Here is a 20827-nt window from a genome sequence, read left to right on the forward strand (position 1 = left end):
TCGATCCCTATTGTATCAAAATAATGTACAAGTAACTTCGATTTATTCCTGGTTTTCTATATATTCTTCTACAAATTGCTGAATCATATCGAAATGGAAACCTTTTCGGTATAACCCTTCCATCACCTTTTGCTTGAGCTGGAAGTCTTCATATTTTTTCATATGCTTATGGTACAGTTTTTCTCCTTGGAATTTCAAGGCTTCCCATTCCTGATCTGTGTCCTCTTCCTGGTCCATGGTTTGAATAGCTTCAAAAACAAACTGCTGATTAAATCCTTTTTGAAGAATCGTATTTTTTGCTTGGTTTATCTGTTTTTGAAAAGAATCTTTCGAGCTTTGCTTTATTTTTTTCCTCAACAGATTTTGAACTTTTTCCTTCTGCAATGCCGGGGTATATTGCTCTAAAGCATTTGCAACAATTTGTCCGCCAATTCCCTTTTCAAACAGTTCTTGTTCAATGACTTTGGGACCTTTTGAACTGGTATTCATACGCGAGCGTACAAACATTTCAGCAAATTGCTGATCATCCAGCAGTTTTTCTTGTTTGAGCCGCTTCATAATAACCGTAATTTGTTCTTCTTCCACTTCTTTTTTTTGCAAATAGGTGATAACTTCTTTTTCTGAACGTATTCGATAGCTTAAAAAGTGTATAGTAAGGGTATATACCTTATGGAGGGTATCTTGTTCCTTCAGTGTTTTGATGAGTTCATCACTTAATTCCATACCTTTCTCCAAACGGAATTTTATGAGAATCTCTTCATCCACACTAAATCCGTATTCATCACCAGTTGGTGTATTTAAAAATATATTATAGCGATGCTTCTGTTTTTTTTGCGTAGTAATCCTGCTAATTTTTCGCAACATTATTCACCTCTCTTTTCATCATAGCAAAGAACGGAGCAATGAGATAACAATAGAATATATACTTTCATATCATCTAAAGGAGGTTTCTATATTATGAACATATTAATAACTGGAGGCACCGGCTTTTTGGGTACTAAATTAGCCGAACATCTTACCAGCCTCAACCATCAATTATACATCCTGTCCCGTTCTGCGGAGAAAAAATCAAATACATCGCATATGACCTTTATGAATTATGATACGACTGCAAATGAGCTTCCTAAAATAGATGCTGTCATTAATCTTGCCGGTGAATCTTTGTTTGGTTATTGGACGAAAAAGAAGAAAGAAACAATCCTTACCAGCCGCCTCCGTATCACCAAATACCTTGTTCAATTAATGAAAGACATGGAGGAGAAACCGGATGTATTTATTAGCGGCTCCGCAGTAGGATTCTACGGCATGTCTGAAGATTTCATCTACACAGAGGCAACGACGCAGCCTGGTACCGATTTTCTCGCGTCTGTAACAAGGCAATGGGAAGCTGAGGCAAGCGCAGCCGAAGCATTGGGTATTCGAACAATTTATGCTCGGTTTGGCATACTGCTTGGCAAAGATGGCGGTGCATTTCCGCTTATGTCATTGCCGGTAAAATTATATACAAGCGGGCACATTAGTGATGGCGAACAATGGCTCTCCTGGATCCATGTTCAAGATGCCGTAAACATAATCACCTTTGGTATAGAAAATCATACCCTAAAAGGGCCGGTTAATGTTACTGCACCCACTCCTAAACGCAATAAAGATTTCATGAAAAAAGCAGCAAAGGTTTACAAACGGCCGAATTGGCTTCATCTTCCGGCTGCATTCTTTTATCTTACCTTGGGAGAAATGGCGCAGCTCCTGACAAAAGGACAGTATGCGTATCCGGAGAAGGCGCTTGAACACGGATTCGTGTATGATTTCCCTTCCCTTGATCAGGTTTTATTAGATCTGAAAAATAATTAAATAATGTAAATGTTTCTTTTACTTAAAAGGACCAATGAAAAATGCTGGTTTTGTGAAGGAGCATGCTATTATTTTCCAGCATGCTCCTTGTTATTTTTTATTTTATCAGAGCACTTTATATTCTGCTTATCTTGATGTTTCCTGCTGAATAACCTCAAATTGCTGTAGAGTTAAACCCGTCACCTGTAAAATAGCCGTTTGGCTTATCCCCTGCTCTAACATTTTGAGTGCCGTTTGTTTTGTGGATTCCTTTAGCGCGGACTCAGCTTCAAGCTTTTTGCGTTCTGCTTCTTCTTTCTCCATTTTCATTTCTTCTCTCTGTTTTTCAACCTCTTCTTTCTCTATTTTCATTTCTTCTTTCTGCTCTTTCACTTCTTCCATTTCCTGTTCCAACAACTCTCTGTCCCGCTTTTTGGATTGCTCATCTAAAATTTGCTTCAAACGGATTTCATATTCCCGGCGTTCTTCTTCTGTACGGCTTAAATCTTCCCAGACCCGCATCGCAACATTTAACGTTTTATCCACCATCGCAATCTCCTCCAGTTCTTGATAGATGTCTTCATAGAAATGATTTCTTTGTCTATCGACCGTTCCTAACAGCAGCAGCCAGCGCGTTAAGACGTCTTCCCATGGATCCAGCTGATTATTCTTCCAGGCAGTAATCAGTTTAGGAATTTCCACAAAATGAAATTCAATCATATCGGTTAATGGATATTTCTGCTTTATCTCATGCAGGTGAAAAATATTATGAAAGGCGTCCGTTTCATCCAGCAGGTTAAAATGCATGATATTAATACTAATGACGGGGTACAATTCTTTATAGCTCTGCTCTTTTTTCAGCTGTTCTGAAAAAAGTCTCGACCAATAATACAGGGATCTTTTTATCATATTATACTCATTATTGATTTGAATTTCTATGTTGACCCATTCTTTATTCTCCGTCCTGATTAAGAGATCTAATCTGGATTTTTTGTCCTCTTCATATTCGCCGCCGATTTCGATATTTTGAAAGTAAAGCTGCTGAATCGGACTTCTTCCAGATTTGGCTAAAATGGCATTGAGAAAAACGACGGTGATATCCTTATTCTTTTCGTTTCCAAATAGTTGTTTAAATGCATAGTCCACTTTTAAATCCATTAATTGCACATCAGGGATACGATGCAGCGCCTTCTTGGTACGTTCTTTTCTTCTTTGATACTTATTGTATGATTTGATATCTTCCTGTACATGAAGTGAGATTATTTCTGATGAAGCATATACTTTACGAAGACAAATTTGAGGCATAAGAACACATCCTTTTATTATGGTAAGGAGAGTTTCTAAGGTGACTATCTAAATACAACATACAGAACAAATGTTCTTTTATCAAGTGATTTTTTTATTATTTTCTCTTTCTTACTTCTTATAAATCTCCCCTGTTTTTGAATTGACTGAAGCTATGCTGGTACAAAATTAACTTACAAAAATTTCATGCTTTATTTTTAAAAAAACACTTGCATTTTACCAAAAAAATCATACAATAAAATTATCAAAAATAAATTTGAAAAGAGCTGATGAGCAGCCTGTTCGGCTGTACTATAGAGAAGGTCAATTAAATAGGGAAGGCAAATGGTGCGCCACCGGGGTTTCCTGGTTCTAGCGGGTTCGATTCCCGCCCCGAATTTTTGTTTCCAAGCTACTTTAAAAATAAAAATTCGAGGGTGGGTGACTCACTAGCTGTGGCTTTTTTTGCTAATGTATGTACCCGCCTGGAAAAGGAGGGTATTTTTATGCTGAAAATACGTGATTTAATGGAGGTACCAACTTTATATGAATTGATGATAGCCCCTGAGGTGTACCCATTTGTCAGGCAAAAAGCTGCAACCGTGGATGAATTTTACTTTTCAACCAAACAGACGATCGAAGCGGAAGACCGCGGAGAATTAATTTCCAGAACAATTCTCGATGAATATCAGCAGCCGATTGGTACGATTAACCTTTTTGATATAGAAGAAAATTATGGCTTTTTAGCTACTTGGATCGGAAAGCCGTACTTTGGTAAAGGCTATAATCGCCAAGCAAAAGATGCCTTCTTTTATGAACTTTTTACTACTAAAGGCATTGATGGTATCTTTTTGAAAGTGCAAAAAAGTAACAAACGTTCCATAAAAGCCGTTTTAAAGCTTCCTTACGCTACTTTTGCAAATGAATTATACGATTCCATGTATAAACGTGTTAACGCAACTTCCAATGAAGCAATATATGATTTATTTGTGATTACGAAAGAGCATTATATGTCCTATCAACAATTCCATTCAGAAGCTGACATTAGCTCTGATGAGGAAGTATCATAATGTAAATAGCCTTAAGAAATCATTCACTTGATTTCTTAAGGCTATTTGTTCGGGATTGTCAGCAAAATATTCAATCTTCCCCTATTTTTTTATCCTGTTTTTTTGGGAGTCTCCCTGCTCTTTTAGCAGATTCTCTGAGTAAGAATTCAACGTGGCTGTTGACACTGCGGAATTCATCCTTTGACCAGCGCTGCAATACCTCATAAAGCTCTGGGTCGATGCGTAATGGAAAGTTTTTTTTCTTAGCCATAGTAACCCTGCTTATTGATAAAGTGTTCCTGTATTGATTACCGGCTGTGTTCCTTGATCAGAGACAATAGCAACAAGCAAGTTATTAATCATTGCTACTCTGCGTTCATCGTCTAAATCCACAACATTATCCGCTTCTAACCGAGCTATGGCATCCTGCGCCATTCCAACAGCACCTTGAACAATTTGCTCCCGGGCAGAGATAATTGCACTAGCTTGTTGACGCTGCAGCATCGCTTGAGCGATCTCTGTAGAATATGCTAAGTGCGTTAACCTCGCTTCAATCACTTCTACACCAGCAACTTGCAGACGATCCTGAAGCTCTGTTGTTAATTGGTTCGATACTTCATCTGCATTTCCGCGTAAGGTTAATTCCTCATTGGTAAATGAATCATATGGATACGTTGTTGCTACAGCCCGGATAGCTGTTTCGCTTTGAATCTCCACAAAGTCCTCATATTGATCGACATCAAAAACGGCTTTCGCTGCATCTACTACTTTAAAAACAACCACCGCAGCAATTTCAATTGGGTTTCCGTTCACATCATTTACTTTCAGCCGATTACTGTTAAAGTTACGGACTCTCAAAGAGATTGTTCTGCGTACAGAAAATGGTACAGTTACTAAAATTCCTTCACGCCGTACCGTTCCCATATACTTCCCTAAGAAAATAACGACAATGGACTGATTAGGCTGCACGATAGTAATCCCGCTAATTAAAATACCAGCAATTAATACAAGCACAACTCCTGAAACGACATACGATTGAACAAAACTGAATATCCCTAATGCAAGTAAAACAACAATCAGACCAATTCCAAGTGCGCCATTAATACTCCACGCTTTACGTTCCTGCATGCAATCCGCCCCTTCATATCTTTTATATATTATAATGATATCATTTTTGTATTAAATTGTAAAAAGACATGCGGTTAGCCTGCTTGTTCCTCCACAAATTTCTGGATTGGATTCTTTTTTGGATTTACAATTAATGTCTCTCCATCTGTTTCTACTGTAATACTGTCTAAGGCAGCTGTAGAATAAACCAGTGCACCAACTTCGTTTAAATGGTCAATCACACGAGGAACAGGATGACCATAGTTATTATCTTTACTATAGGTTAAAATAGCAATTTCAGGATCTACTGCTTCCAAAAAAGACAAACCAGTGCTCGTATTTGAGCCATGATGCCCTATTTTAATCAGTTCTGAATCGACATCATGCTTTTTTTGTATCTCCTTTTCTTCTTTTTTACCGACATCCGCCATAAAAAGCATATCTGTTTCTTCATAATTAAGCTTTAAAACTAACGAAGATGCATTAGGAGAAGTTAAAGGCTGCGCTGCATTCCAAATATCCAGTGAAATCATTGGATCAATCTCAATCGGCGTATCTTTTTCAGCTATAGTCAGTGGTATTTGTAAATCACGAATCCGATTCATATACGCAGCAAATGTTTTTGTCGGGTGAAGCTTGCCGATATCAACTACACCGCCTACATCTATCTCATCCAACACCCGTACTAAACCGCCGATATGGTCGACATCTGGGTGAGTAGCAATCATTAAATCAATTTCATTAATCCGCAGCTCCTTGATATAATTAACCAAAGCATCACCAGCTTCCGGCGGCCCACCATCAATTAAAATAGTCCGGTCTAAAGGGGTTTCAATTAAAATACTGTCTCCTTGGCCGACATTAATAAAATGCACCTTCATTACAGGCAATTCCTGTTCTGCATAGGTGGTTGAAGGGATATGAAATTGTATTGTCATCAGTATTAGTAAGAGAATGAAAACGCTATTTCGCATACTTCAAATACCTTCCCTTCTTTTTTCATTAGTGTGAGCAAAAAGAAAGCTCGATATGAGGATAGATGATTGGTAATTGTTGAAAAGAATTTCGCCGTTTTTTATCACGGAGAAGCGTCCGTAAAACTCCCGCATCAAAATAAAGCGTGAAAATAAATTTATTTAGGCGGGAGATAACGGACGCTAACTTCCTGAATCACTTAGGCTAACTCAGTGGGAGAAGAACGGCAAACTAAGTTCGCGACGTCCTGGGACTGGGGCTGGGACTGCGATTACCAATGTTGTCAGGTTAGTGAATTTCATTAAGATTATATTTGATACTGGTAGATTGCAATAAGGCTAACTAGCGTAGTGTTTTTCTGGGGTTGCGATTACTCACCCCACCATAACCCGTCGCAGCGGTCGTATTAACCTGACAACATTGAGACCTGCGATTACTCGGTCTATTAAAACCGTTGCTGCGATTACTCGTCCCATCGTAAAGAATTGTGCGTTGAAAACTCCCATTGAGTGAAGTTTCGTTTTATATAGATGATATGTAAGTAAACCTCCATATTTTAATTTTTTCATTTTCAGACAGAAAAAGAGGCTATTACCTTAAATTGGCAATAACCTCTTTTCTTAATCAAATCCGTTCTATTTAGTTAGATGAACGATTACGAAAGCGATTGACAATGATTAAAATTGTACCTGCTGCCAGTAAACCTAAGCTGATAAGCAATAAGTTGAACATTGTTGTTGCTGTTCCTGGTAATGTTTCACCATCACTTTCATCCGTTCCTTCAAAATCACCCGAGTCTTCTCCAGATTCTTTACCAGAAGCTTCCTCTGGTTTACCTGGGGCTACTTCTGAGTCTTTACCTCGACCTTCTCCTGGCTCTTCTCCTGGCTCTTCTCCTGGCTCTTTGCCTGGATCTTCTCCCGGCTCTTTACCTGGATCTTCTCCCGGCTCTTTGCCTGGATCTTCTCCTGGCTCCTCTGACTCTGCTTTCACAAAGCCAAAGTCTAATGTCGGATCATGTTCTCCGCCTTCTGTTAAATGACGAGATACTGCAAACCATGTAGATGAGTCAATGGAATTATCATTACCCACTTCTTCCAAGGTTGGTACATATCCTTCCAAGGCTTCTGCGGATGCTTCACGATCAATTCGTACAATGTACGTTTGATCGATTGTCAGATTTTCAAAGATATAATATCCATTTTCATCTGTTGTAACTGGTCCTACTGGATTTCCGTAGACGTCTGTTACTGGATTGCCGTCTTCATCTTCAATCGTTAAGACGACACCTGGTAGCGGAATATCCGTTTCGTCTTGCAGGCCATCTTTGTTCACATCAATCCATACATAATCTCCTACACTTACTTTTGCCGGACGATTGGTGATGGTGAACCCATCTGCCGCACTTCCTTCTACATTATCCGTTACATATCCGTTAACAGCTGCCTCTTCCACTGTATAGGTAATCTCTGTACCGTCTGCAAATTTAGGTACATCTGTAAATTCAAATGTCCAACCCATCTCCGCAGTGACACCTACAGAATCCACTTTTACCCCATCTGCTAACAAGTTAACAGTGATGGAATCTGGGCGTTGATCCGTATAATTATTATCATCCCAGGTTTTGGTTCCTTTTACATCAATCCGTTCCGGTTCATGCGTATTCGTAATGACATAGCCATTCTTTGCACTTCCGGATGTTTCCGCTTCATAACCATCAACAGCTGATTCTTCCACTGTATAGTCAATCAGCTCTCCATTATTGTATTCGTCTAAATCAGTAAAGTCAGCCTGCCAATTATTATCAGCACTTAATACAACTTCTTTTCCTGTTTCTTCACCGTCAGCGATTAATTTCACTGTAATGGATTCTGGGCGAATACCATCTTGATTGTTTGCATCTTCCCAATGTTTGATAACATTGATGCTTGTTTTTCCTGGGGTATAACTATTGGTAATATCCATACCAGTAATTTCCGTAGAATAATCTTCTACGTCATCTTCTTGAATGGTGTAGTTAATTTCTTCCCCATTCTCGAATTTCGGCAAGTCTGTAAATGCATAGCTCCAATCTGATTCCTCTGTAACTTCTACGTCTTCTACTTCCTCACCATTTGCTAATAAATGAACTGTAATGGACTCTGGACGTTTGCCATCTTGGTTATCAGCGTCATCCCAAGTTTTGGTTCCTTCTAAATCAATCAACTCTGGCTCATGCATATTTGTGATGACATAGCCATCCTCCGCATTTCCAGTTGTTTCATCTTCATAACCGTCAACGGCTGATTCTTCCACCGTATAGTCGATTAGTTCACCGTTTTTAAATTTATCCAGGTCCGCAAAATCTGCTTGCCAATTATTTGATTCATTCAATTCGATAGAATCTATTTCTTCTCCATCGGCAAGTAAATTCACTGTGATGGATGCCGGACGAATACCATCCTGGTTTTCCGCATCATCCCATGCTTTAGAAACATGGACACTGGTTTGTTCCGGTTCATGATAGTTAGTTAACATGATATTTCCATGGTCTGCATCATTGACAGATACTTCATAGCCTTCTGGCACAGATACTTCTTCTACGGTGTAATTAATTTCTTCACCGCCGTTTTGATATGCATCCAGTTCGGACCAGGTATGCATCCAATCATTTTCTGCAGATAAGATAACGGTATCGCCAACTTCATCTTCCCCTGCATATAATTGAACCTCAATTTGCCCAGGGCGAATGCCGTCTTGATTATCGTTGTCGTTCCATCCTTTTGAAACGGTCACCGATGTTTGTTCTGGTGTGTATGCATTTGTAATTGTCACATTACCGTTATCACCGGTCTCCAGTTCGGTTGAATACTCCGCAACGGAATCTTCCGTCACACGATATCCAATTTCTTCACCGTTACGATTTTTCGGCAAACCTTCAAACGTATGCGTCCAATCATTTTCTTCATTCAATTCAATTGTTCCAACAATTTCCGATGCATCATTGATAACATTTACAGTCACGCTGTCTGGGCGGACGCCATCCTGATTCTCTGCATCATCCCATTCTTTGGTAACAGGAATTTCTACTGTATCTGGTGTACGGTTGTTTGTAATCAACACGTTTCCATTAACTTCTTCTACAGTTGGCTCCTCATAACCTTCTGGGACATTTGTTTCTTCTGCCGTATAGTTGATTTCCTGACCGGCGTCTTGATAAACATCTAATTCTGTCCAAGTATGCGTCCAATCATTTTCTGATGATAAACGAACAGATTTGTTAACAGGTTCTCCATCAGCGAATAATTGAACGGTTACATGTTCTGGTCGGACGCCATCTTGGTTATTGCCGTCATCCCATCCTTTCGTAACAGTCAATGATGTTTGTTCTGGCGTATAGCTGTTGGTAATGACAAATCCATCTGCTTGTTTTACAGCAGTTGCCCCGTAGCCTTCGATGGCATCTTCTGTAATACGGTATTGGATTGCTTTCCCATTATCATATTTCGGTAATCCTTCAAATACATGAGACCATTCGCCATTTTCATCTGCAGTTACTTCTGCTGTCTGGACAATTTCAGACTTTCCATTGATGACATGAAGCGTAATACTTTCCGGTCTGTTGCCATCTTGGTTATTGGCATCATCCCATACTTTTGAAACTGGAATATCAATCAATTCCGGCTCATAGCTGTTGGTAATCGAAATTGCTCCGTGATTTGCGTCATTTATATCTGACTCATATCCTGCTGGAACATCGACTTCCTCCACTGTATAATCAATAGGTTCTCCGCCATCGCGATTCGCATCTAATCCAGACCATGTATAGGACCAATTATCTGCTGCTGTAATGCGCACCTCATTTCCTAAGGCTTCTCCGTCTGCAAGCAGTTGAACGCGAATGCTGTCTGGACGCTGACCGTCTTGATCATTTTTATCATTCCAGAATTTATTGACGGTAACAGAAGTCTGCTCTGGTGTATGTTCATTCGTTACAGTAAATGTTCCATTACCATTATTGGAAATAGTAGAGGAATAATCTTCTACAGTATCCTCTGCTACGTTATACGCAATTTCTACACCATCACGATATTTTGGCAAATTCTCAAAAACATGTGACCAATTTCCATCGTTATCAGCTGTTATTTCTTCCGTTGCTACAACGTTTGAACGATCATCATAAAGATGAACCGTAATGCTGTCCGGTCGTGCTCCATCTTGGTTATTGACATCTTGCCATGCTTTTTCTACTGTAATATCCGTCATTTCTGGTGAGTAACTGTTTGTGATGGTATAGCCATTTTCAGTGCTTCCACTAACAGTACTTTCGTATCCAGCCGGTACATTTGATTCTACAACAGTATAGGTGATTCGCTCTCCATTTTGGTATTCATCTAAATCGGTAAACGTAACTTTCCAATTATTAGTTTCATTCAAAATGATGAAGCGTTGTGTTGCTTCGCCATCTGCATACAGACGTACTGTAATGCCGTCTGGGCGGGCACCATCCTGGTTATTTGCATCTTCCCATATTTTTTCTACTGGGATATCTACCGTACCTGGTGTATAGCTGTTCGTGATAACAAATCCGTTTTCTGCATCTCCGGCAACATCACTCTCATACTGCTCCGGTACGTCTACTTCTGCAACGGTATAAGTAATCTTATCTCCGCTATTATCCAGCTCCGGTAAATCTGTAAATGAACCTTGCCATTCAGTTTCATTATTCAAAATAACGTTTTCTACATCTGTTTCCTCGCCGTTTGCAAATAATGCAACTTCAACGGATTCCGGACGATTGCCATCCTGGTTGTTCGCGTCCTCCCAAGTTTTTTTCACTGGAATTTCAGTAGTTGGAGATACGAATTCATTTGTAATCGTTAATCCATCTTCAGAAACAGTTTTTTCATAGTTTTCTGGTACTTGCACTTCATCCACAGTATATTCATACGCATTACCGCCCGAATCTGTTCTATCTAAATCCGTCCAAGTATATTCTGTTTCATCAGCTTCTAAAGTAACAGGATTACCAAGCGCTTCTCCATTTCTGAATAATTGCAGTTCAATGGATTCCGGGCGTCGATTTTCGCCGCCTTGCCATTCTTTCGTGCCTGTTACATCGATTTTTTCTTTGGTGTTTTCGAAATTAACTTCATGAACAATTTCATTTCTTCCATATGGTTCATCTACCGTAATTTCGATTACTTCATTCGATAAAACATATCCATTTGGCGACTCCACTTCTTCCAGATAATAGGTTCTAAGCGGCAGATTCCCGATATTCAGAACACCATTTTCTGTTGTAAATGCTTCACCAAACTGGACTCTTTCCCCATTTAAATCATACGATAATTTAAATACAGCCTCATTGTTGGCAATTGTTTCTTCTTCTTCAGAATCAATTTTCGTAACTCTGATTGCTCCGCGGTTAGGATTGTACTCTCCATCAACCCAGGAGAATTGAGTTGCTTTTAACCTTTCAGATTCAACTGTTTTATTCTTAATATCACTGCCACTAAGCTCAACAGTATTGTTAACCTCTCCATCTGTTTCTGTTACAACAGTGGTATAGTTTAATGTTAAAATTCCTGTTACGGTACCCTCTAAATCAATGGTTAATACCGTTTCACCATTATCATTTTCTGTCACCTCAAGTGTAAAATCTTCCCCTAGCACTAAAGTTGAGCCATCTGCTGCAGTGATTTCCAGACTGTCCTGTACATAAACAAGCCCAGTACTGATTGTGTCTGTAATGACTGCATCTTCAATAATGGAAAGACTTTCGTTCACTTTTACCTGCCAGTTAATCTCTTCTCCCGTAAAGACCGAATCACTCTGCAGTCCGACAGGTCCTTTATTCAAGAAGTGATTATGTCTATTATAATTCACTGTCCCTGAATAAGAATGGTCGTTGTCGCCGACTGTAACGGTGGCTTTATTTGTATAATTTGGCTGTGAGATATCTGGGACAGAGGTTGTAAATTCGATGACATATCTTTCGTTTACTTCAAAACCTTCCGCAAATGTTAACGTGAATGTATCACCATCTACATCAACGTTATAATTTCCGGCATCCAACACGTTATTAGTGATGGACGTATTTCCATTCCCAGCAACTTCATAAGTTTTTACAACAATACTGTCTTCATCTATCGTTCCTTCATACTGTAATGTATCGGAAATGACCACACCAGTTCCAAGGTTCTGCTGCTGATAGTTAGTATACAACTGCCAGGCCACTTTTCTTTCTGAACCGCTTACCCAGCCATTACTCAACTCCCCGTTACTGTTAGTGTGTACGAGCCGGCCCTCTTTTTTGCCGCTGTTCCAGGAGTCGTCTCTTATCGTTCTTGTCTGAGCATCTCTTCCTTCACTAAAATCACCAGAGTTTGTTTTCCCTGTGAATTGAGCATGGTTTTTATACACTTTGGTTTGCCCTTCTCCGCGTACATGCGGATCAAGCTGATTGCCCTCCACTTCAAGTTGCGGATCATACGAAGTTTGATAAGTAACTTCTAATGGAGCATTTAACGGTAATACAGATTCATCAAGTTTAATAATAAAACCTTTATGATAACCTGTTTCTCCATCTTCTGTGCCAGGCTCAAGTGTATAATGTTCTCCTTCTGTAAGCGTCTCTCCTCCTGCACGAGTAACTTTTACTGTATCAGGAAGTAAAATCAGCCCTTTATCTGGAAAAGTATCAACTATCTCCAGCTCTATGATTGCTTCTCTGATTGGAGTAACGTTAAGACGCCAGCCTATTGTCTTCTCGTTGTAATTAATACCTGTAAAACCTTTGTCAAAACTGTTTGGCGGTGGGCTAATATTCTCTGTATCAACTACTACCTCTTCACCAATTCCCTCTCCATTTAGAGAAGCACTATTGGCAAACTTGTTAATGTTGAAATCGGTAATCTCCGTTGTATAAGTGATTTGAATATGTCCCGATCCTATATCTCCCAAGTCTATGATAACTTCTGTTTTCCCTGCATTCTCTCCTTCAGAAACTGGATTGATTGCTATGCTCTTCGGATTAAAAGCTTCTCCATCTTTAGTAATAACAATGTCATCCTTAGAAATATCCAATCCTTCCGGGATATAATCAGTGATAACAGCATTTCCGCCTATTGGATGTTTTGCTTTGTTAACATCGATGGTCCAAGTGAGCGTTTTATTATCATAATTGACATTGGATTTTCCTGTTTTCTCAAGAAGCACCTCTCTCATAAATTCAACAGCTGCTTCATCTTCTCCAACCTTGGTATCTCCATCATATAGTTCTGCTTGATTCGTAAATTGGTTATTCTGCTGATATTCACCGCCATTTACTTTTGACCAGTCAATACCTGTACTGAATGCGATTTGGTAAATTTCGTTGGATTCCACTTTTCCTAAATTAATCGGGAATGCATCAGCAGTTGTTGTCTCTATATGCTGCCAATTCCCATCATATTTATGGATTTCTATAGAACCCTCTGCTATTGTTAATTCTTCTGGAAGGGTATCATGAATAATTGCTTCATCAATTACTCCTCCAGATTCATTTACGATAATCTCCCAATCAATTCTTCCAGTTTCATTATTATAGCTGCCATTTTTCTCAATCGGATTACTTCTTTCTCCTGCAAAAACGGTGGCTTCTGCAGGTAATTCGGTATCACCATAAGAGAATGTTGCACTATTTGTAAAATTTTGAACACTATAATCATCAATTGTCGTTGTATATTGAACGCGATAGCCTTTATAAGGTTCCAAATGGTCAAAAGCAATGGTGAATGCATTCCCATCTACACTTGGGCTTACCTCAACTTCAGCTCCAACACTTTTCGAACCATCAAGTCCTACAGTTAATTCATTTATGATAAATTCAGCTGGCTCTCCTAAACCTTCTGGAATAATATCTTTCAAAATCGCTTCCGTAATTGGTTCCTCACCATTGTTTAATACATCAACTGTCCAAGTGATCTCTCTGGCATTTTGCTCCCGATCAGGATGACCCTCTTTATCTATACCACTGATATCCCCACTTGGTTTGGCAATAACGGTGATTGTTTTATCACTTCTGTCATTAAAGTGAATCACCTGTTCAATATCTTCTTGGAATTTTTCTAAATCAAATTGTAAATTTAGACCAACGATACCATTTTGAACTGCACCGTCTTCAATGGCTTCATTAAAGATAAACTGAAGTACGCCATCTTGAATACTGTAAGTTCCGACTGTTACACCACTAGTAACGATTGGCTGGCCTGATATATTCACCTGCCTAAATACATCGGGCAATTGAATAGAAGCGGTATCGCCAGCTGCTGCAGTATCATCTGTTGCCCAGGCATATTCTATTTTCACACCGGTACCATCGCCTATGTCAATGATAGCTCCATCTTCTATCTCTTCGCCATTAAGCTTAAAACTGTCAAAGGTGAAGATGTTCCCTAATTCAACTTGTGGTCCAACCTCAGAAGCAGCAGAAGGCGCAATGTTTTCTTCTTTAGCTGCTTCTTCCTCTACAGCTTCTTCGGTTCCTTCTTCTTTAGCTGCTTCTTCCTCTACAGCTTCTTCGGTTCCTTCTTCTTCAGCTGCTTCTTCCTCTACAGCTTCTTCGGTTCCTTCTTCTTCAGCTGCTTCTTTCTCTACAGCTTCTTCGGTTCCTTCTTCTTCAGCTGTTTCTTCCTCTACAGCTTCTTCGGTTCCTTCTTCTTCAGCTGCTTCTTTCTCTACAGCTTCTTCGGTTCCTTCTTCTTCAGCTGCTTCTTTCTCTACAGCTTCTTCGGTTCCTTCTTCCGTTGACCCCTCTTCTACAGCTTCTTCAGTGGTTTCTTCTCCTTCAACAACTTCTTCCTCTTCTAAAGGCAATTGCAGCTTCAATGTACCCTCAGCTTCTGCATGCTCCAGTGCCGATTCATTAAACGTGACACGGATTACATCCTCTGTTGTTTCAAAGGAGGCAATTTCCACCTCTTCCCCTTCCGAAGATATTATGCCTTCCTGCTCTATTAGTGCTGCAGGAGAATTAAAATCTACAGGCTGACTTACATCCTCTAAATCATAACCGGCAAGCGACCAGTCTATATGTAGAAACCAGCCATCATCTTCCTCGGAAAAAGAGCTCTCAGAAATGCTTTCGAAATCAAAGAACGTATCATTTTTGTTTTCTTCTGCGTATGCCGTTTGTATAGGTGCAATCCCAGTTACAACGGACTGCATAACAAGAAGAAAAATCATAAATATACTGGCTCTTTTTGCTCTTCTCTTCAATTATTTCAGTCCTCCTTTTCCTGTTTATTTTTAATAACTGCTAGAATAGTGAAACCCCACACCTCCCAAAGTCTTTATATCTTTAAAATGATTTCTGTTCTGCAGCAAAGCATAAAAGAACGTTATCTAATAGATGAATAGACTTTTGCTATTCATGAAAACGCCCTGGTCTAAACCTTATCCAACTGACAGAAACACTTTAAAGTTCCTTTTGACTACATATTTATCCCTATTTCTCACCGTTTTTCTTAACTTTCATGAAATAAAATTACAATTCATCTCGTTTTATTGGAAATGAGAATTTGTAGTCATTTTTATAATAGCTTACGGATAATCCCCAGAGAATAGTATGTATATATACAAATTCTATACATCCAAATAATCTATAAATATACCAGTATTTGTATTTCATAATAAAAAACCTTCATTTTATTAAGCTTCTTAATAAAATGAAGGTTTCATAAATGTACATCCTATTCTGTTCATGACAAATCCACCTCAAAAGCCACTTTTGTCCCCTGACTCGGTGAACTTATAACCTGTAGTCCTTTGCCAAAATGCTGGTGCAATCGTTTATCTACATTAAAAAGGCCGACTCCTGATTTGCTTTCTGATTCTCCTGATAAAATGTTTGGAACCTCTGTTTCTTCTATACCTGCTCCATCATCCTCTACTGTAATCGTTGTTTTGGACCGGGCAGAATCTTTTTCACAGCTAATCGTAATTGTCCCTTTTCCTTGTTTGTTCCGGACACCATGCTGTACTGCATTTTCCACTAGCGGCTGAATGGAAAGGAATGGCACATACACTCCCTGTTCATCCTCCAGATCCCAATTCACCTGCAAAGCTTCTCCAAATCGGACCTGTTCAATATACAAATACGAGCGGACAATATTTAACTCTTCTTCTAAAGGTACCAAATCTTTCATATGCTGAAATTGAAATTTACTTCTTAACAAATTACTGAACTCATTCAACAGCTTCCTCATTTCTTCTACGTTCAATTCGCTTAATGCCATAATGGAGTTCAATGTATTAAATAAGAAGTGCGGCTGTATTTGAGCCTGGAGCCAGGAAGTTTCCATTTGTACCTGCTGTTCGGCGACACGTTTTAGTGTTATCAAAGAATCCATACGCGCTTTCAACTCCACCGGTTCTACAGGTTTCGTAATATAATCATTTGCTCCGGCTAAAAATGCGGCCTGTATATCCGTCATTCCTCCAGTAAGCAGCAGCACAGGTAATTCCGTCAAAGAAAAACGCTCCCGAATCACTCTGGTAAGTTCATATCCTGAAATTTGCGGCATCATGATATCCGAAATAACGATATCCCATTCTCGATTCTTCAGTTCCTCTACAGCCTGTTTAGCATAGGAAACAAATACGGGTTGATACATATCATTTGGAATAATAGCCTTTAACGCCAATAAACTTGCTGGATTATCATCGACGATTAAGACGGATGGCACCTGATTGTTTTTTCTATTTGGCTGCACTGTTTGTTCCCTTTTCTCTTTCAGCACCGGCTTTTCTATCTGACTTTCAGAGTTCAATACAACCGTTTCTTGCGTTGCCAATGCTAACGTAAATGTAAAGGTTGTTTTTTCTTCTTTTTTAGAAGAAACCCGAATCGTTCCGCCATGAAGTTCCACTAACTGCTTGGCAATATTTAATCCTAATCCAAAACCACCTTCAGACATTTCATGTTCCGGGTTCCCCTGTTCATAAGGCTGAAAGATTCTCTTTTGCATCTCCTTGCTGATTCCAATACCTGTATCCGTCACATGGATTGCTGCTTTATGCTCTTTGATAGAAGCAGAGACTGTGATTGATCCCTGATTAGTATACTTAATGGCATTATCTACGAGATTAAAAAAAATCTGTTTCACCCGATTTTCATCTGCATACACAGGTGGAAAATCTTTAGGAATCAGATGAACGATAGACAAGTTCTTCACATCAGATGAAAAACGCAATGCATCGATAATTCCTGTGACAATCGGCTCTAATGCAATCACCTGTCTGTTTAATCTTGGGTTATTGACCTGTAAGTTTCTGGTCTCCAATAAATCTGTCAACAACTGATTCATTTGCTGTCCAACATTCAATACGGTGTTTAATTCTGTCTTACTCTGTTTGGATAAGCTTGTTTTTTCCCTGTCCCGTATCGCCTCGGAAAGCAGCAATATACTATTTAAAGGATTACGGAATTCATGCGATGTATTTGCCAGAAATTGATCTTTTTCTTCGTTCACTTTTTTCAATCTCTCCGCTAAATCTTTTGTCTTCTTATGTTTTTGAAAATATCCCTGAAACCAGACAATTGTATAGCAGGTAACAGCAATTATCATATCGAATGGATAGAAGGTTAGATAAACGCTTTTACCTGACCATAAATAATTCCATATCCCATGGTTGGAAATAGCAATAAAACCGAGCAGCATAAGGTTTCTTGCCTTTGGATTATTTTTATACATCAGGATAATCGAGGCGCTGGTAACAATTGCCGTAAAAAAAGCAAATATATTATACACAGGGCGAAGTGCCAAAATTTGGGGCATAGACAAAAAGATCGTTACCACAGCTAAGGCTGCCATTCCCCATTTAAAAAATGGAAAGATTTTATTCCAATAAGGCAGCTTTTGATGATCGGTACATTGAACCAGTGCATAAAAGATGATTAAATACACCGTATGTATCATCCAAAATTCTAATTCATAATCTATATTAAAAAATTGCTGCAGCAATTTTTCACCGCTATAAAACAGAAAACCTGAAAATAAGCTAAAGGTCAACAACGAGAAGGAAAGAACCTTTTTATCTTTTCCTCCTATAAAATAAATAATCAATGTGTATACCGTATGCATAAATAAAATAGCTGCAATCACAACTTGAGAATAATTCGTAAGCTGTACTTCTTTTGTGATGGCTTCATCTGTCCCAAACCGAAGCGAGAGATAAATACCTCCATCTCTGCTATCTATAAAGTTTGCAACCTGAATGACAAGATCTATATTTCCTTCTTCATCCGCTGTAAAAGTCACTGTTTTAGGAATAATATCCGCAACATACGCAGTTTCTGTTTCCGCCAGTTGACCGGTCTCCGCTACTTTGTGACCATTCACATAAATTTCCGATGATGTACGGATGTTCGGTATGTATAATTTAAAATTCCGATCATCATCCGGCTGTACCTGTAATTGCAGCCTGTATGTTCCATAACCAAAAGGGGAACCCAGATTATTCTCCCAGCCATGTGGTACTTGAATTGCTTCCGGCGCTTCTGCAGGGATGGTATCTTCCTGCATCAAAAACTGCGACGGATAGAAATCCCACTCCCCATCCAGCAACAGCGATTGCCCCTCTTCTATTTCCCACGAGCTTAAATCAAGCTTTCCTTCTTGAATATCGGGAGTTATATTTTCTTGAAATAAACCTGCCCAGACCAGCCGAAAAACAGACAAACTGATCATACAGAGAATCGCAAAAAATCCCGTTCGGATATAATCCCGTTTCATTTATATCAACTCTTTTTTCATGGCTATGCTTAAATCCATGATTTCTCTTTTACAATCTCTACCGCTTCTGCATCAAAATCGGTTAAATCTTTTAACCTCGACATATTATAGGACGACGACTTCTCATAGCGGTGTAAATATGCTGACAATCGAATGATAAGCTCCAGCCATAAATCTCTCAGTATTTTCCTCTCGTTTACAGCCCAAAGGTAATCAAGACCGGCAAAGTACTCGTCTTGATACACATCCAGCACCTTGAAATAATGCTCGACATTTACATTTTCTCTTTTTAATAAATCATATGCTGCAAGCTTAAATTCGCGTGATTGAATTTGTACATCATAATCAATATCAATTTGATAAAATTCTTTTTGGCTGATGATTTTAACGGGATTATCTATTTGCTGCATAACCTTTCTAATTTGATATACCGTTGTATACAGTTGGGCATTTGCTTTTTCCCAAGGAAGATTATTCCATAGCAAATCAATTAATTCACTTTTTCGAATTGTATCTTCATGATTATGGATAAAATAAGCAAATAATTCTTTTGCTTTCGATGTTCTCCATTTCACATCAATCCGCTTATTCCCCTGGTATATTTGCAAAGCGCCCAAATCCTTAATAACCGTCGTCCGGTTTTCAGGCGTGCTTTCCTGTTCTGCTACCTTCCTTTCCGTGATCCGCTTTATAGTTATAGCTAAACGTTCCTGTTTTACAGGCTTTAATATGTAATCTACTGCATTTAGTTCAAAAGCTTTAATGGCATAGTCATCATATGCCGTCACAAAACCAATATGTAAAGAAGAATTGATATTTAACAGCTGTTCCGCTAAATCTGTACCTTTCATAGCAGGCATATGTATATCTATAAATACAGCATCTATGTGTTCTGTCTGCACATGATTAATTAAGTCATCGGGGTCCATATATTTCCCGGTAACATGCACTCCATCTATTTTATGTAACAGTAAATCCAAATATTTTAATGCCAGCGGTTCGTCGTCAATAATAGCAACATCAAGCATAGATTTTCCTCCTGGCTATCTATATTTAGTATATCTAAACATACTTATAACCCAAGGATACATGATATTAAATCATAGCCTTCCGATTTTTTTCTGTACAAATTCTATACAGTCATCTACGTTATAATCCATACTTCCTGTTGCCTTACCCATTTTTTTAAATCCGGGCTTACGAGAGAATAAATGAATAAAACTTCACCCGTCAGAAATACTTTTCTTATCTGACGAATGAAGTTCTATCTTCTATGACCTTCTTTATCAGCTGCATCCGCTTCAAAAGACATCTTCGTTCCACGTCCTGATGTATTTTCAAACGTCAAACCTTCCCCATCATGCTGATGCAATCTTTTTTTCAAAATTAAAATACCTGCACCTGACTCACTATTAAATTTTCCTATTTGCTGATTGCTTATACGACCATACCATTGTTAAAACGCCTACAACGAAGAGGGAGATAAGTCGCTCCTTACGTTTTATTAAAATCAAGAAGGGGCTTATTCATACTATTGGGAAATCCATAAAAAACTAATCAGCAGCTTTATCTTCTATTTTTTGTAAATGTATAAATTACTGCCGCAATAGAAATTAAAACCATAGCAATAATCCCTGTCGTTACAGTGTCTTGAAGAGCAACCGCCGGCTCAGTCAGCCAATGATAGGCGAGAAGTAATATAAACCCTATGACCGCACCGCACAATATTTTGGCAATCGTCCTTAGATAGGCGATACATACCACTCCTTAAGTGAATACTTTTTTATTTCATTCCCGTTATTAACATATGCAAACCCAATCAAA

At 38.9% G+C, this 20827-nt stretch carries 11 protein-coding genes; 2 read left to right on the forward strand and 9 right to left on the reverse strand.

Features of this window, described 5'->3' with window-relative positions:
• Positions 1-42: 42 nt before the first annotated feature.
• Positions 43-864 (reverse strand): recombination regulator RecX, encoded by an 822-nt coding sequence (gene recX / locus BN986_RS22825; RefSeq protein ID WP_316244943.1) that lies wholly within the window; start codon positions 862-864, stop codon positions 43-45.
• A 93-nt stretch (positions 865-957) separates the two neighbouring features.
• On the opposite strand from recX, the gene BN986_RS22830 reads away from it, so the two are divergent.
• On the forward strand, positions 958-1851 hold the full coding sequence (locus BN986_RS22830; RefSeq protein WP_040984592.1) for a TIGR01777 family oxidoreductase: 894 nt from the start codon (positions 958-960) through the stop codon (positions 1849-1851).
• Between the two features lie 126 nt (positions 1852-1977).
• Here the strand turns inward: BN986_RS22830 and BN986_RS22835 are convergent, their stop codons facing one another.
• Positions 1978-3135, reverse strand: coding sequence for an Rpn family recombination-promoting nuclease/putative transposase (locus BN986_RS22835; RefSeq protein ID WP_052401101.1), 1158 nt, complete (start codon positions 3133-3135; stop codon positions 1978-1980).
• Positions 3136-3620: 485 nt separating this feature from the next.
• Here BN986_RS22835 and BN986_RS22840 point away from each other — a divergent pair, with 485 nt between their 5' ends.
• Positions 3621-4184 carry a GNAT family N-acetyltransferase gene (locus tag BN986_RS22840; RefSeq protein WP_040984595.1) on the forward strand — a complete coding sequence of 188 codons (564 nt, stop codon included), beginning with the start codon at positions 3621-3623 and terminating at the stop codon, positions 4182-4184.
• Positions 4185-4254: 70 nt separating this feature from the next.
• On the opposite strand, the gene BN986_RS22845 is transcribed toward BN986_RS22840, so the two are convergent.
• The 7 genes from BN986_RS22845 to BN986_RS27230 all read right to left on the reverse strand — a co-directional run bounded on the left by BN986_RS22845 (position 4255) and on the right by BN986_RS27230 (position 20767).
• Positions 4255-4434 (reverse strand): type II toxin-antitoxin system antitoxin, encoded by a 180-nt coding sequence (locus tag BN986_RS22845; protein ID WP_040984597.1) that lies wholly within the window; start codon positions 4432-4434, stop codon positions 4255-4257.
• An 11-nt stretch (positions 4435-4445) separates the two neighbouring features.
• On the reverse strand, positions 4446-5291 hold the full coding sequence (locus BN986_RS22850) for an SPFH domain-containing protein (protein ID WP_040984598.1): 846 nt from the start codon (positions 5289-5291) through the stop codon (positions 4446-4448).
• A gap of 74 nt (positions 5292-5365) precedes the next feature.
• Positions 5366-6208: a ComEC/Rec2 family competence protein gene (locus tag BN986_RS22855; RefSeq protein WP_244445077.1), complete on the reverse strand. Its 843-nt coding sequence runs from the start codon at positions 6206-6208 to the stop codon at positions 5366-5368.
• Between the two features lie 676 nt (positions 6209-6884).
• Complete coding sequence (locus BN986_RS27225; protein WP_040984603.1) at positions 6885-15485, reverse strand: Cna B-type domain-containing protein; 8601 nt, start codon at positions 15483-15485, stop codon at positions 6885-6887.
• Positions 15486-15967: 482 nt separating this feature from the next.
• On the reverse strand, positions 15968-19003 hold the full coding sequence (locus tag BN986_RS22865) for a sensor histidine kinase (protein ID WP_040984605.1): 3036 nt from the start codon (positions 19001-19003) through the stop codon (positions 15968-15970).
• 29 nt (positions 19004-19032) lie between these two features.
• Complete coding sequence (locus BN986_RS22870; RefSeq protein ID WP_052401103.1) at positions 19033-20031, reverse strand: response regulator; 999 nt, start codon at positions 20029-20031, stop codon at positions 19033-19035.
• A 538-nt stretch (positions 20032-20569) separates the two neighbouring features.
• Positions 20570-20767 carry a hypothetical protein gene (locus BN986_RS27230; RefSeq protein WP_148417198.1) on the reverse strand — a complete coding sequence of 66 codons (198 nt, stop codon included), beginning with the start codon at positions 20765-20767 and terminating at the stop codon, positions 20570-20572.
• Between the last annotated feature and the right edge of the window lie 60 nt (positions 20768-20827).

The organism is Oceanobacillus jeddahensis (genome assembly GCF_000750635.1).
GTDB classification, from domain to species: Bacteria; Bacillota; Bacilli; order Bacillales; family Amphibacillaceae; genus Oceanobacillus; species Oceanobacillus jeddahense.